This is a genomic window from Streptomyces sp. NPDC005863 (genome assembly GCF_042871345.1).
GTDB lineage: Bacteria > Actinomycetota > Actinomycetes > Streptomycetales > Streptomycetaceae > Streptomyces.
This window is the reverse complement of record NZ_JBIAII010000006.1, coordinates 481,990-496,152: the sequence shown is the minus strand read 5'-3', so window position 1 is coordinate 496,152 and position 14,163 is coordinate 481,990. Positions and strand designations below refer to the sequence as shown.

The window sequence follows — 14,163 nt, the reverse complement described above, 5'->3', positions numbered from 1 at the left end:
ATCGTGCAGATCGCGCAGTTCGGACGGTGCGTCGGAGCTCAGCGGCCCTGGAGTTCAAAAGCTCAGCGGCCCTGGAGTTTCGCCGAACTCGTCCGGGTCGAACCGAGCTTCTTGTACAGGCGGTTCCCGGGGCACTCGGTGGCGAATCCGTCGCGGTGCCCGGAGATCACGTGGAGCCGGACCTTCTTGCCCTTCTTGTACTTGCCGCCGCCGGACGTCAGGACGGTGGTGCCGCGCGGGTTGGCGCCGTACAGACCGAGCTTCCACGCGGTCAGCTTGGCGACGGCCTTGACGGCCGCCTTCGGCGGTGCGGTGGTGCTGTACGTGCCGAGGACCGCGATGCCCGTGGTGTTGGTGTTGAACCCGAGAGTGTGGGCCCCGAGGACCGGCTTGGCCACACCTCCGGCACGGCCCTCGTAGATGGTCCCGCACTTGTCGATCGCGAAGTTGTAGCCGAAGTCCCGCCAGCCGCTGCTCTTGACGTGGTAGCGGTAGATGCTGCGCAGCACGGACGGCGCCTGTGAGCAGCGGTAGTTGTTGCCGGACGCGCTGTGGTGCACGAAGGCCGCCTTGACGGTCTTGGTGTACGCGAAGTTCTTCTCGCGGAGCCGTTCGTCGGCGCCCCAGCCCTTGCGCGTGACGATGCGCGGCCGCGGGCCGATGTGCGGGCGCGCCTTGCCGGCCGCCTCCGGACCGCCGCGGGCGGCGATCAGGTCGTCCTCCGACTGGCGCTTGGTCAGTTCGGGGATGACGGCGGCGCCGATCGGCGCGAGGTCCGCGTTGACCGCGGAGGACGCGGCGGACTCGGCGGTCAGCGCGCCGGCGTGCCCCACGTCGAGCTTGGCGCCCTGCGGCGGGGCCTCGTCGCCGGGGTCGACCAGTTCGATCCGCAGCCCTTCCGGGAGCCGGGGCGGGGCGGCCCGGTCCGCGCCCTGGGGCCGTTCGGGCCGTACGCGGATCTCGACGCCGTCGGACGCGCCGACCCACAGCGGCGCGGTGGAGCCGCGGACCGTGCCGGTGCCCCGCTCGGCGGTGTCGAGGTCGGCGGCGTGTTCGTGGTTGTGCGTCTCGACGTGCTGCCAGCCGGACCAGGTGCGGGTGCCGGTCGCACGGGTGCGGACCTGGACGGTGCCGAGCAGTTCGGCGTCCGGGTCGTTCCAGACGACGCCCACCAGGGAGAAGCGGCGCACATCGCGCTGGGCCAGGCCCTGTTCGCTCACCTCGGCCGGGCCGAGCGAGCGGTCGGAGTCGAGCGGGACGAGGGGCAGGGACTGGGTGCTGCCGGGCACCGCCTCCGTGGCGGGGCCGGCGGCCGACGGTGCGCCGGGCGTCGCGGCCCGGGCGCCGGACGCCGGCAGGGTGAGGGGCAGGGCGAGGGCGGCCGCGCACGTGACGCCGATCGAGGAAGCAAGGAATCCACGCATACGACTGATAGTTGGCATATCCGTGCATATCTGTCCATCGGGAAACTGACGGGTCGTCGGCCGAGTGCGGGTCATCGGATCGCTCGCACTCCCCGCCACGCCGGGGCCGAGCGCACCGCCCGCGTACCCTTGCGCCCGTGAACGCCAACGACCGCACCCCTGCCGACCTGCTGCGATCCGCGCTCGCCTCGGACCCGGCCCGTCCCCTCGTCACCTTCTACGACGACGCCACCGGCGAGCGCGTGGAATTGTCCGTGGCCACCTTCGCCAATTGGGTGGCCAAGACCGCCAATCTGCTCCAGGGCGACCTCGCCGCCGAGCCCGGCGACCGGGCCGTGCTGCTGCTGCCCGCGCACTGGCAGACGGCCGTGTGGCTGCTCGCCTGTTCGTCGGTGGGGGTCATCGCCGACGTGGGGGGCGACCCGGCCTCGGCCGACCTCGTCGTCAGCGGCCCGGACTCGCTGGACGCCGCGCGCGCCTGCTCCGGGGAGCGGGTCGCGCTCGCGCTGCGCCCGCTCGGCGGACGCTTCCCGCAGCCGCCGGCCGGCTTCGCGGACTACGCGGTGGAGGTGCCGGGGCAGGGCGACCGGTTCGCCCCGTACGCGCCCGTCGACCCGGACGAGCCCGCGCTCGCCGTGGACGGCGTGGAGCTGACCGGCGCCGCCCTGGTGGAGCGGGCGGCCGCCGACGCGGAGCGGCTCGGCATCGCGCCCGGCACCCGGATCCTGTCCGGCCTGCCGTACGCCACCTGGGAGGGGCTGAGCGCCGGGCTGTACGCGGCGCTCGCGGCGGGCGGCTCCGTGGTGCTCTGCCGCCACCTCGACCGGCTCGCCGAGGACGGCCTCCGCAAGCGGATCGAGGACGAGCTGGTGACGGTCACGGCGGGCTGACGCCTCCGGCCCGCCCCCGCCTCTCCTCCTGCACCCCTCCTCCAGCCCCTCCATCCCCTTTTTGTCCCCCGTTCGGCCCACACCGTCCCCGGGCCCGGAGGCCCCCGGCGCCGCGCCGGTCCATGGTCGTAGGAACCGACCACGCACCGACGCAGCCATGAGGGGTGGACGCTCACGTGACCGAGACCGCAGGCACGCCTTCCGGACCGGACGAGCCGCCGGCCCCGGAGGGCGCACCGCCTGAGCCGAAGGCCACGTACGGACCCGGGACCGGCGCGAGCGCCACCGGCACCGGCGTCGTCCGCCGCAGACGGCGCTGGCTGCGCTACACGGCGCTCGGCGTCGCCGTCCTGGTGCTCGGGGCGGGGGGCGTGGGCTGGGCGGCGTACCAGAAGCTCAACGGGAACATCACGACGGACACCGACGCCGCGGACGAGCTGGCGCGGTTCGAGAAGGAGCGTCCGACGGCGCTGGTCAGCGGCGCCCAGAACATCCTGCTGCTCGGCTCCGACACCCGCGCGGGCCCCGGCAACCGCGAGTACGGCCGGGATCCGGGGACCCAGCGTTCGGACACCACGATCCTGCTGCACCTGGCGGCCGACCGGCACAGCGCGACGGCCGTGTCGATCCCGCGCGACCTGATGGTGGACATCCCCGGCTGCCTCCGCTCGGACGGCAGCCGCACCCAGCCCCAATTCGCCCAGTTCAACTGGGCGTTCGAGTTCGGTGGGACGGCCTGCGCGATCCGTACGGTGGAGAAGCTCACCCGGATCCGCGTCGACCACCACATGGTCGTGGACTTCGCGGGGTTCAAGGACATGGTCGACGCGGTCGACGGCGTCCAGGTCTGCATCAGGGCGCCGATCGACGACACCGACGCCAAGGTGGCGCTCCCGCCGGGCCTGCGCTCCCTCAACGGCGAGCAGGCGCTCGGCTACGTACGCGCCCGCAAGAGCCTCGGCAACGGCAGCGACACCGACCGGATGGACCGCCAGCAGCAGTTCCTCGCCGCGCTGGTCAACAAGGTGCAGAGCAACGACGTCCTGCTCAACCCGACGAAGCTCTACCCGGTGCTCGACGCGGCCACGTCCTCGCTGACGACCGACCCCGGTCTCGCCAGTCTGCGGGGCCTGTACGACCTGGTGCGCGGCATGCGCGACATCCCCACGGAACGGGTGCAGTTCCTGACCGTTCCCCGGCAGTCCTACACGTACGACGCCAACCGCGACGAGCTCGTCGAGCCCGCGGCGGACCAGCTCTTCACCCGGCTGCGTACGGACAGCCCGGTCGTGGTGGACCCGCGGCGGACCGAGAGCTCCGGCCCCGGCGAGGCGCGCACCCGCACGGAATCCCCGGCCACCCGACAGCCGTCCGCCTCGGAACGGCCCCCGGCCGAGGAGCAGCCCTCCCCCGACGAGGACGGCGACGGCGACGGCTCCGGCGAGGACGGGAGCGACGACAAGCCCGACGATCCGGCGCCCACGCCGTCCCCCGTACCGACATTCCGGGGCAACACGGCCGCCGGATCCACCTGTAAGTAAAACGATCCCCAAGGGATGGCGCCGCCCCACAAAGAAATGGGGCGGATTGCCCAGTTGTAGGGGAGTGGAATTTGTCACCGGCGTCGTCCGACGCTGAACTGGGCGGATAGTGTGAGCGATCCGGTGCGCCGGGCCCCGACGGCCACGCATCGCTGGAACGACTGACCGAGCGCCTTCTTGAGGGGGTAAGGCGCCGCGTGGCCCCGACGGAGGACGCTAACAACCGTGGACGCGCAAGGCCGTGGGCGGGCGGAGAACATCGATCCCGCAGACCAGTGGGTGCTCAATCCGGACACCGGTGACTACGAGTTGCGGCTGAGCCCTTCCGCAGGGCAGTCGACCGTGCCGGGTCCCCGTGGCTCGTCGACCCGCAGAAGCGGCCGCGGCCGCACCGAAACGGGCCGTGAGCGCTCTCGTCGGGACGAGCGCGACGAGCGCCACGAGGAACGACGCGAGGTGCCGGGGCAGCGGCGGCGGCGCGTCAAGGAGCCGGAGCCCGGCTCGGGCGGCGGCCGGCGCAAGCAGAAGCCGCGCAAGTCCAAGGGCAAGAAGGTCCTCGTCTGGACGGGCGGCACGCTGGCGTTCCTGCTCGTCGCGGGGTGTGCCGGCGGCTACCTCTACTACCAGCACCTCAACGACAACATCACGTCGATAGACGACGACGGCGCGGGCACCGGCGGCTTCAGCAAGGACCGGGCCATCAACATCCTGGTGATGGGCACCGACAAGCGCAGCGGCAGCGGCAACAAGGGGTACGGCGACGAGGGCAGCGTCGGTCACGCAGACACGACGATCCTGCTGCACGTCTCCAAGGACCGTACGAACGCGACCGCGTTGAGCATCCCGCGCGACATGATCGTCGACATCCCGGACTGCCCGACCAAGCAGGACGACGGCAGCACGAAGAACATCGCCGGCACGCAGAACTCCCGCTTCAACGAGAGCCTCGGCCAGTCCGACCGCACGCCGAGCTGCACGATGCGCACGGTCAAGGCCATCACCGGCATCACGCCCGACCACTTCATGGTGGCCGACTTCAACGCGGTCAAGACGCTCTCCAGCGCGGTCGGCGGCGTGGAGGTCTGCCTCGGCAAGGACATCGACGACCCCAAGTCGCATCTGAAGCTGCCCAAGGGCAAGCACACGATCGAGGGCGAGGACGCGCTGGCGTTCGTCCGCACCCGCCACTCGGTGGGCACCGGCGGCGACTTGAGCCGGATCGAGCTGCAGCAGCAGTTCCTCAGCGCGCTGATGCGCAAGCTCAAGTCGAACGACACCCTCACCAGCCCGACGAAGATGGTCAAGCTCGCCGAGGCCGGCACCGAGGCGCTCACCGTCGACTCCAAGATCGCCGACATAATGAAGCTCAAGGACCTCGGCATGGAGGTCGGCAAGCTCGACGTGAAGAACCTGAGCTTCGCCACCGTCCCGGTCGTCGACAACCCCAACGAGAAGGTCCACACCACGGTCGTGCCCGACCCGACCAAGGCGGAGCAGCTCTTCGCGATGATGCGCGCGGACCAGTCGCTGACCGCGGTGAAGAAGAAGCAGAAGAAGGAGAAGGCCGAGGTGGCCGCCCGCCTCAAGGGCCCCAAGGCCGACGCCTCCGAGGTGCGGGTCGACATCTACAACGGCAGCGGCAAGACCGGCGCCGCTCAGACGACTCTCACCTGGCTGCAGAACAATGAGGGCGTGCTCAAGTCCAGCCAGCTGGGGAACGCGCCCTCGAACCTGAAGAAGACGACGCTCGAGTACGCGCCGGACCAGGCGGACCAGGCCCGTCGGCTCGCCGACATCATGGGTCTGCCCGCCGCCGCCCTGAAGCCGGGCAAGAGCGAGAAGAACGCACAGGGTCTGCCGGCCATGAAGCTGACGCTCGGTGGCGACTTCGAGGGCGCGGGGGTGCCCGTCGACGCCTCGGCGAAGGTGCCGAAGGACATCAAGAAGGTCGAGGCGGACAAGACTGTGTGTGCCAAGTGACCTGAAGCGGTCGTTCTGCATCTAACAGTGCGCCAAGGCGCCGCAGAGCGGCCGCAGTTCGGGAATGGGGCGGGGAGGGGCTGGGGATGAGGCAGAACAGCGTGCGTAAGGAGGGGACACGACGACGTGTCCCGCACGCCCGTGATCACGGCTGGGACGGCGCGCACGAGGACGCGGCAGGCCCCGACAAGCCCGCGCGGAGCGGCGCCGAGCCCCCTCAGGGCAGTAACGGGCACCGCCGCGGCCGCGGTGCGGGCGGCGGTGGCCGGCCACCGCGCCGCAAGCGCCGGGTCCTGCGGTGGTCGGCGACGATCCTCTCGGTGCTGATACTCGGCACGGCCGGCGCCGGATACCTGTACTACCAGCACCTCAACAACAACCTCGAGACGGACGACCTGAACCTCGGGGAGCACCGGGCGCCCGCGCCCACCCCCAACGCCGCGGGTCAGACCCCGCTGAACATCCTCCTCATCGGCTCGGACGCGCGGGACTCCAAGGCCAACCAGAAGCTCGGCGGGGCCAAGGACACCTTCGGCTCACCGCCGCTCGCGGACGTACAGATGCTGCTGCACCTCTCGGCCGACCGCTCCAACATGTCGGTCGTCAGCATGCCGCGCGACACCCTGCTGCAGATCCCCAAGTGCACCGACCCGGACGACGGCAAGGTCTATCCGCAGACCGGCCCGCGGAACATGACGAACGAGTCCCTGGGGCGCGGGGGTCCCGGCTGCACGGTCGCCACCTGGGAGAAGCTCACCAACATCCACATCAACCACTTCATGATGGTGGACTTCTCGGGTGTGGTCTCCATGGCGGACGCCATCGGCGGCGTCCCGGTCTGCGTGGACCGCAACATCCACTCGCGGGACAGCCAGGGCCACGGCTCGGGCCTGAAGCTGAAGAAGGGCACCACCGAGGTCAAGGGCAAGCAGGCCCTGCAGTGGCTGCGCACCCGTTACGGCTTCGAGGGCGGCACCGACATCAGCCGCGCCAAGGCCCAGCACATGTACATGAACGCGCTGGTCCGCAAGCTCCGCGAGAACACCGGCCTGACCAGCCCCAACCAGCTGCGCAAGCTCGCCGAGGAGGCGACGAGCGCGCTGAAGGTAGACGACGGCCTCGGCACCATCAAGAAGCTGTACGACCTGGGCAACGAGCTCAAGAAGGTCTCGCCGAGCCGTACGACGATGACGACCATGCCGTTCGACTACGCGGGCGCACGCGTCGTCCCCAAGCCCGGCGACGCGGAGCAGCTCTTCCGGCTGGTCCGCGACGACGTCCCGCTGGACGGCAAGGGCGTGAAGAAGCCGGCCAAGGAGAAGGCGTCGGACGATCCCGCCGCCGCCGACGACGAGATCGCGGTGCAGGTCCAGAACGGCACCCGGACCGACGCGGAGCCGCCGGTCAGCGGCCGGGCGGCGACGGTGGCGCAGCTCCTGGCCGGCAAGGGCTTCAAGAAGGCGACGCCGGACGCGGCCACCGCGCTGACCGAGGAGCGGACGCTCGTCCGCTATCCCAGCAAGGACCTGGAGGGCGACGCCCAGCGGATCGCCAAGTCGCTCGGTCTGCCGCTGAGTTCGGCGAAGAAGTCGACGGACGTCTCCGGGGTGACCCTGGTCGTCGGCGCCGACTGGCGCGAGGGCGAGCGGCCGCCCAAGCCGAAGAAGAAGGACGACAGCACGCCGGACTCCGCGGACGCGCTCAGCGGTTCCGACAAGAAGGCGTGCATGAAGGTCGACCCGAACTTCAGCTGGTAGGCGTACGGGAACGTACGAGAACGCAGGTGTACGGGAGACGGCCCGGCCCCACCTCATCGGTGCGGCCGGGCCGTCTCGTCCCGTATCGGCGGGCCCGCGGCCGTCAGGCCTCCTGCGCGGTGCCCAGGACGGCCGGGCGGCGCGAGGCGATGACCCGCTTGGCGAGCGAGCGCGGGCTGGTGAGGAAGCCCCAGCCCCACGACATGTGCATGGTGGCGAGCGCCACCGGGATCTGCAGGCGTGCCTTCAGGGGCAGGCCCTTGCCCGCGGGGACCGACCCGGCGGCTATCGCCGCGAGGTAGCCGCCGGGGACGACGAAGCCCCACGGGGTGAGCGCCGCGCCCACCACGATGCCCGCGGCGATGGCGCAGACCGCGGTCGGCGGCGCGAGGTAGCGCAGATTGATCGAGCCCTCGTGGTAGCGGGCGACGACATGCCGCCAGCGGCCGTAGTCCTTGTACTGCTTGGCCAGCGCCTTCATGCTCGGCCGCGGGCGGTAGGAGACCTTCAGCTCGGGCGAGAACCAGATGAGGCCGCCGGCCTCACGGATGCGGAAGTTCAGCTCCCAGTCCTGGGCGCGGATGAACTCCTCGTTGTAGCCGCCCTGCCGCTCCAGGGCCTCGCGGCGGAAGACGCCCAGGTAGACCGTCTCGGCCTGCTGGGGTTCGCCGCCGGTGTGGAAGGCGGCGTTGCCCACGCCGATCTTCGAGGTCATGGCGGCGGCGACCGCGTGCTCCCAGTCGTTCTGGCCCTCGGCGTGCATGATGCCGCCGACGTTCATCGCGCCGGTCTCCTCAAGGAGCCGCACGGCGGTGGTGATGTAGCCGGGCGAGAGCGCGGCGTGGCCGTCGACGCGCACCACGACGGGGTGCCGCGACGCCTTGATGGCGGCGTTCAGCGCGGCGGGCGTGCGGCCGGTCGGATTGGGCACCGTGTGCACCCGCGGGTCCTCCCGGACCAGCTCGGCGGCGATCTCGTCCGTGCGGTCGGTGGAGGGGCCGAGCGCGACGACGACCTCCATCTCGCCCGCGTACTCCTGCTGCAGGATCGCGTGCACGGCCTCACGCAGATGCCGCTCCTCGTTGAGGACGGGCATGATCACGGATACGGCTGGAGGCAGCGCCTCGGACTTCGCGTTCATCACGCGTCACGTTACCGCGAATGGGGGACACGGGTGCGCGCCAACCGGGTCGCTACCCCGGGCCGCATTTCGTATGGCCTTACCTTTCTCGGGTCCCCCGGCCCGTCTCCCACCCCCAGCCGCCCGTCACCGCGGAGGTGTTCCGCACGTGCCCACACCGCCCCGCTCCCCCGCCCCCGCGCCGCGCCCCCGCCCACCGGCCCAGCGCGCCCGGCGGACGTCCGCCGGGCGGCGGAAACGGCCCCGCTGGGCGATGCGGCTGGCGTGCACCGTCTCGGTGACGGTGCTGGCCGCGGCGGGCATCGGGCACTCGGTCGTCACCAGCCTGGACACGGGCATCCGACGGGTGGACGTCTTCCGGGACATGAAGAACAGGCCCGAGTCGGGCCACGGCATCAACGTGCTGCTCGTCGGCACCGACGGCCGGGACAAGATCACCCCGGAGGAGAAGGAGAAGTACCGGCTCGGCGGCGCGCCCTGCCACTGCACGGACACGATCATGATCGTGCACATCTCGGAGGACCGGGACCGCGCCAGCGTGGTGAGCCTGCCCCGGGACAGCTACGCCGACCTGCCCCCGCACACCGACCGGAACACCGGCCAGAGGCACCGCGAGCACCCCAACAAGATCAACGCGGCGTACGCGGAGGGCGGCCCCAACCTGACCGTGCAGACCGTCGAGCACATGACGAAGGTCAAGATCGACCACTATCTGGAGGTCGACTTCCTGAGCTTCATGAAGACGGTGGACGTGCTCGGCGGGGTGCGGATCTGCACGGCCCGCCCGCTCCGGGACTCCCACACGGGGCTCGACCTGGCGGAGGGCACGCACCAGCTGAACGGCGGCGCGGCGCTCCAGTACGTACGCTCCCGTTACGTGGACGGCGCCTCCGACCTGGGCCGCATGCAGCGCCAGCAGCGTTTCCTCGCGGCGCTCATCGCGAAGGCGACGAGCAGCGGGGTCCTGCTGAACCCGGTCAAGTTCCGCGACGTGACGCGGACGCTGCTCGGCTCCGTCCGGGCCGACAAGGGCTTCGGCACCGGCGACATGCTGGACCTCGGGCGAGCGATGCGGGGCTTCTCGCCCTCCTCGTCGGAGTTCACGACGGTGCCGCTGGACGCCACGGGGCAGGTGGTGCCCGGCATCGGCTCGACGCTGAAGTGGCACCCGGTGAAGGCGGGGCGGCTCTTCGAGGCGCTGCGCCAGGACCAGCCGCTCGCGGCGCACCGTCCCAGGAGCAAGGCCACGATGGTCGACGTCTCGCCGCAGCAGGTCCGGGTCCAGGTGGAGAACGGCACGGGGGCGCCGGGGCTCGGCAAGAAGGTCGACGCGGGGCTGCGGGCGACCGGCTTCCAGACCACGGGGGCGCCGGCGGACGTGCCGGGCGCGGCGGCCCGCCCCGCCCCGCGGACGGTCATCGCCTTCGACCCGCGCTGGGACCGCTCGGCGAAGTCCCTGGCGACGGCGCTCCCGGGCGCGGAACTACGCCCGGTACCGGGCCAGGGCCCGACCCTGAAGGTCATCGCGGGCACGGACTTCAAGGAGGTCCGCAGGGTCCGGGCGGAGGACGCCCAACAGGGAGAATTCGGAGCGATCAGAGGCGACGAGGTGACGTGCGACTAGCGAGCCCCGTAAGGGGCGCGGGCCCGAGCGGGGGCGCCCCGTAAGGGGCGCGGGGAACGGCGCGAGCAACCCCACGCAGCCCGCACGGGAGAACGCACCGGAACCACCCCTAGGGGCGCGGGGAACGGCGCGACAAGCCACAACAAACCCGCACCAGAAAACCCCCCGAAGCCCCCACCCCCCACCCCACCCCGCCCAAGGCCCAGGGGCCAGCAACCTCAGTCCTCGAACCCCTCGGCCACCCGCGCCTCCCGCAACTCCTTGATCGCCCGGCGCCGCGCCAACCGGTGCGTGCGCCGGATCTGCGCCTCCTGGTAGCGGCGCCGGTCACGGTCCGTCTCGGGCACCACCGGAGGAACCGTACGCGGCTTGCCGTCCGCGTCGACCGCCGCGAAGACGAGGTAGGCCGAGCCCACCTGCTGCGCGGGCGTCGACTCGTTCCAGCGCTCGGCGAGGACCCGGACGCCGACCTCCATGGAGCTGCGCCCGGTCCAGTTGACCTGCGCCTTCACATGGACGAGGTCGCCCACCCGCACCGGCTCCAGGAACACCATCTCGTCCATGGACGCGGTGACCGCGGGGCCGCCCGAGTGGCGTCCGGCGACCGCTCCCGCCGCGTCGTCCACGAGTTTCATGATCACGCCACCGTGCACCGTACCGAGGAGGTTGGTGTCGTTGTGGGTCATGATGTGGCTGAGCGTGGTGCGGGAGGCCGATGTCGGCTTGCCCTCGATCGCCCCGCGGGCCTGGGGATTCTCCTCCGGCCTGGACGCCGTCGGACGGGGAGCCTGGTCTGTCATGCCCTCCACCCTATGCCGGGCTTCCGCCCGCCCCCCTCCCCGCCCGCTTTGCATCAGCTCTGCTACAGCACTGCGTCGAATTCCCGACCGCCCTGTAAGGCGCGGGGTGCGAGACGGCACACTGGGCCACATGAGCGATTGGCCTGACGATCAGGGCGGCGGCCGGGGGTACGGCCGCGGCAGCGGGGACTCCCAGCCCGACGGCGCCCGCGTGATGCGACATGTGCAGCGCGGCCCGGCGTCCCGTCCGGCCGGTCCGCCGCCGGGCGGGGTGCCGCAGCAGCCCGCGTACGACGACGGCTACGGCGAGGGGTACGGCGACGGCCGCCCGTACGGCGACGCCCGGGACGACGTCTTCGAGCCGCGCGCCCCGCGCCAGGGCTCGTACGGCCAGAACCCCGACAGCGCGTACGACAGCGGTTACAACACCGGCCAGGTCTACGGCCAGGGCGGCGGCAACGGCGGCGGCCCCGCCTCGGCGACGCGCGCCCCGCGCCCCGCGCCGAACTGGCGCAAGCGGCTCAAGTGGGGCGCGATCACCCTGGTCACGGTGCTGGTCGTGGTCTCCGTCGCCACGTACTTCTGGGCCGACTCCAAGCTCAAGCGCGAGGTCGACCTCTCCAAGGTCATCGAGCGGCCCGAGGGCGGCGCCGGCACGAACTACCTGATCGTCGGCTCCGACAGCCGCGAGGGCATGACCGCCGAGGACAAGAAGAAGCTCCACACGGGTTCGGCCGAGGGCAAGCGCACGGACTCGATGATGATCCTGCACGTCGCGGACGACGGCGGGAACACGATGATCTCGCTCCCCCGCGACTCGAACGTCACGATCCCCTCGTTCAAGGGCGCCGAGTCCGGCAAGCTCTACCCGGGCACCGGTCGGCAGACCAAGCTCAACGCCGCGTACGCCGAGGACGGCCCCGAACTCCTCGTGCGCACCGTCGAGTTCAACACCGGCCTGAAGATCGACCACTACGCGGAGATCGGCTTCGGCGGCTTCGCCAAGATCGTGGACGCGGTCGGCGGTGTCGAGATGGACATCCCCAAGGCCTTCAAGGACAAGTGGTCGGGCGCCGACTTCGAGGCGGGCAAGCAGACGCTCAACGGCCAGGAGGCCCTGGCCTTCGTCCGCACCCGGCACGCCTTCTCCAGCGACCTGGACCGCACGAAGAACCAGCAGAAGTTCCTCGCGGCCCTGGCCCACCAGGCGGCGACGCCCGGCACGGTCATGAACCCGTTCAAGCTCTACCCCACCATGGGCGCGGGCCTGGACACCCTGGTCGTCGACAAGGACATGGGCCTGTTCGACGTGGCCTCGATGTTCTGGGCGATGAAGGGCGTCACCGGCGGCGACGGCAAGTCGATGAACATCCCGATCTCGGGCTCCGCCGGCGGCAACCTCGTATGGGACAAGGCCAAGGTCAAGAAGCTGGTCGAGGAGCTCAACAACGACGACGCGGTGACCGTCACGAGCAGCTGAGGCGTCCGTCCACCGCCGAAGGGCCCCGCCGATCCGCCGGCGGGGCCCTTCCGTGTGCGGCGGGCCCGTCGGCGGGGGTTACCCCGAACGCTCCGCCCGCCGAGAAGCCGCGGCCGCTCCGTGTCACGGTGGTGCGAACTGGCCGCCCCCGCCGACGTCCGGAGCACCCGCCATGGCAGACCTGCAGGAGGACCTCTCCACCACCGCCGAGGCGGGGGAGCTCGACACGCCCCCCGTCCCGCCCGAAGCCATCCCCTCCCCCGACACCGGGACCCTGCGCGAGCCGGCCACCGAGCCCGTACCCGTAAGGGATCCGCTGCCGTTGCGGCATCCGCTGCCCACCCGGGAGCCGCTCCCCGTACGGGAACCCCTCCCCCTACGGGAGCCGCTGCCGGCCCGGGAGACCGGGACGGGCCGCCCCGAGCCGGTCGGGTCCGCGGATCCGGTCGATCCGGCTGAGCGGGCGGATCCGGCTGACCCGGCCGACCCAGCCGACCCGGCCGAGCGGGCTCGTGCGCTGCTCGCCGCCCATCCGGTCGCCGACGGCTACAGCGGTCTGCCGTGGGCGCTGCGCCAGCTGTCCTGGCATGACTTCGAGACGGGCGACAGCGGCCTGGAGAGCGACGTGCCGCGGCTGCGCGCGGGACGGGTCGGCGCGCAGTTCCTGTCGGTGCACGTGCCCGAGGGCCCCCGCGCCGACCGGCCCGTCGGCGCGACGCTCGAACAGATCGACTTCGTACGGCACCTCATCGCCGCCCACCCCGAGGGGCTGCGGCTCGCCCGCAACTCCTCGGAGGCGGCCGACGCGCGCAACTGCGGGCGCATCGCCACGCTGATCGGACCGGCCTGCGGGGCCGCGCTCGGCGACTCGCTGGGGGCGCTGCGCGCGCTGCACAGCCTCGGCCTGTGCGCGGTGACGCTCTCCGGCACGTCGTGGGCGGGGCCGGGCGGCCTGACCCCGTTCGGCGAGGAGGTCGTCAGGGAGATGAACCGGCTCGGGGTCCTCGCGGACCTGTCCGGCGCGTCCGAGGCGACGGCGCGGCGGGTCCTCGCGGTCTCCAAGGCTCCGGTGATCTTCACCCGCTCCGGGGCCCGCGCCCTGCGCGACCATCCGGCGAACCTCACCGACGAGCTGCTGACGGCGGTGGGCGCCGCCAAGGGGCTGTGCCTGGTGCCGCTCTCCGCGGACCGCACGGGGCCCTCGGTGCGCGAGGTGGCGGACCATTTGGACCACGTGCGGCGGATCGCCGGGCCGGAGTGCGTCGGCCTCTCGGGGACGTACGACACGACCGAGGCGCGGCCCGACGAGCTCGCCGACACGGCGAGTTACCCCCGGCTGATCGCCGAGCTCGTCGAACGCGGCTGGCCCGACGCGGAGTTGGCGCTGCTCACCTGGGGCAACGTCCAACGCGTCCTGCGCGGAGCGGACTTCACGGCACGGGCCACGCGGGACCGTCGGGCGCCGTCCACGGCGCGGGTGGAGCGCCTGGACGGCTGAGCGGGCCGGCCGGCCGGGCGGGTTGGCC

The 14,163-nt window shown here is 71.9% G+C and carries 10 protein-coding genes; 7 read left to right on the top strand and 3 right to left on the bottom strand.

Annotated elements, in window-relative coordinates:
• Positions 1-62 precede the first annotated feature (62 nt).
• Positions 63-1,424 carry a peptidoglycan recognition protein gene (locus ACFYO9_RS23685; RefSeq protein WP_358776158.1) on the bottom strand — a complete coding sequence of 454 codons (1,362 nt, stop codon included), beginning with the start codon at positions 1,422-1,424 and terminating at the stop codon, positions 63-65.
• 137 nt (positions 1,425-1,561) lie between these two features.
• On the opposite strand from ACFYO9_RS23685, the gene ACFYO9_RS23680 reads away from it, so the two are divergent.
• From ACFYO9_RS23680 to ACFYO9_RS23665, 4 genes are all read left to right on the top strand, one after another.
• Positions 1,562-2,314: a TIGR03089 family protein gene (locus ACFYO9_RS23680; RefSeq protein WP_358776160.1), complete on the top strand. Its 753-nt coding sequence runs from the start codon at positions 1,562-1,564 to the stop codon at positions 2,312-2,314.
• 176 nt (positions 2,315-2,490) lie between these two features.
• The gene (locus ACFYO9_RS23675) at positions 2,491-3,855 is read left to right on the top strand and encodes an LCP family protein (RefSeq protein WP_358776162.1); all 1,365 of its coding nucleotides are present in this window, start codon (positions 2,491-2,493) and stop codon (positions 3,853-3,855) included.
• A 225-nt stretch (positions 3,856-4,080) separates the two neighbouring features.
• Positions 4,081-5,835, top strand: a complete 1,755-nt coding sequence (locus ACFYO9_RS23670) for an LCP family protein (protein WP_355820218.1) — start codon at positions 4,081-4,083, stop codon at positions 5,833-5,835.
• An 86-nt stretch (positions 5,836-5,921) separates the two neighbouring features.
• A complete protein-coding gene (locus ACFYO9_RS23665; RefSeq protein ID WP_358776164.1) occupies positions 5,922-7,592 on the top strand; it encodes an LCP family protein in 1,671 nt (556 codons plus the stop codon).
• Positions 7,593-7,695: 103 nt separating this feature from the next.
• On the opposite strand, the gene ACFYO9_RS23660 is transcribed toward ACFYO9_RS23665, so the two are convergent.
• On the bottom strand, positions 7,696-8,733 hold the full coding sequence (locus tag ACFYO9_RS23660; protein ID WP_355820214.1) for a glycosyltransferase family 2 protein: 1,038 nt from the start codon (positions 8,731-8,733) through the stop codon (positions 7,696-7,698).
• 148 nt (positions 8,734-8,881) lie between these two features.
• Here ACFYO9_RS23660 and ACFYO9_RS23655 point away from each other — a divergent pair, with 148 nt between their 5' ends.
• A complete protein-coding gene (locus tag ACFYO9_RS23655; protein ID WP_358776166.1) occupies positions 8,882-10,357 on the top strand; it encodes an LCP family protein in 1,476 nt (491 codons plus the stop codon).
• Positions 10,358-10,575: 218 nt separating this feature from the next.
• Here ACFYO9_RS23655 and ACFYO9_RS23650 read toward each other — a convergent pair whose 3' ends face one another.
• Positions 10,576-11,157 carry an acyl-CoA thioesterase gene (locus ACFYO9_RS23650; RefSeq protein ID WP_358776168.1) on the bottom strand — a complete coding sequence of 194 codons (582 nt, stop codon included), beginning with the start codon at positions 11,155-11,157 and terminating at the stop codon, positions 10,576-10,578.
• A gap of 130 nt (positions 11,158-11,287) precedes the next feature.
• Between ACFYO9_RS23650 and ACFYO9_RS23645 the strand changes: the two genes are divergently transcribed.
• Positions 11,288-12,637, top strand: coding sequence for an LCP family protein (locus tag ACFYO9_RS23645; protein WP_358776170.1), 1,350 nt, complete (start codon positions 11,288-11,290; stop codon positions 12,635-12,637).
• A 172-nt stretch (positions 12,638-12,809) separates the two neighbouring features.
• Positions 12,810-14,135 (top strand): dipeptidase, encoded by a 1,326-nt coding sequence (locus tag ACFYO9_RS23640; RefSeq protein ID WP_358776172.1) that lies wholly within the window; start codon positions 12,810-12,812, stop codon positions 14,133-14,135.
• Positions 14,136-14,163 lie beyond the last annotated feature (28 nt).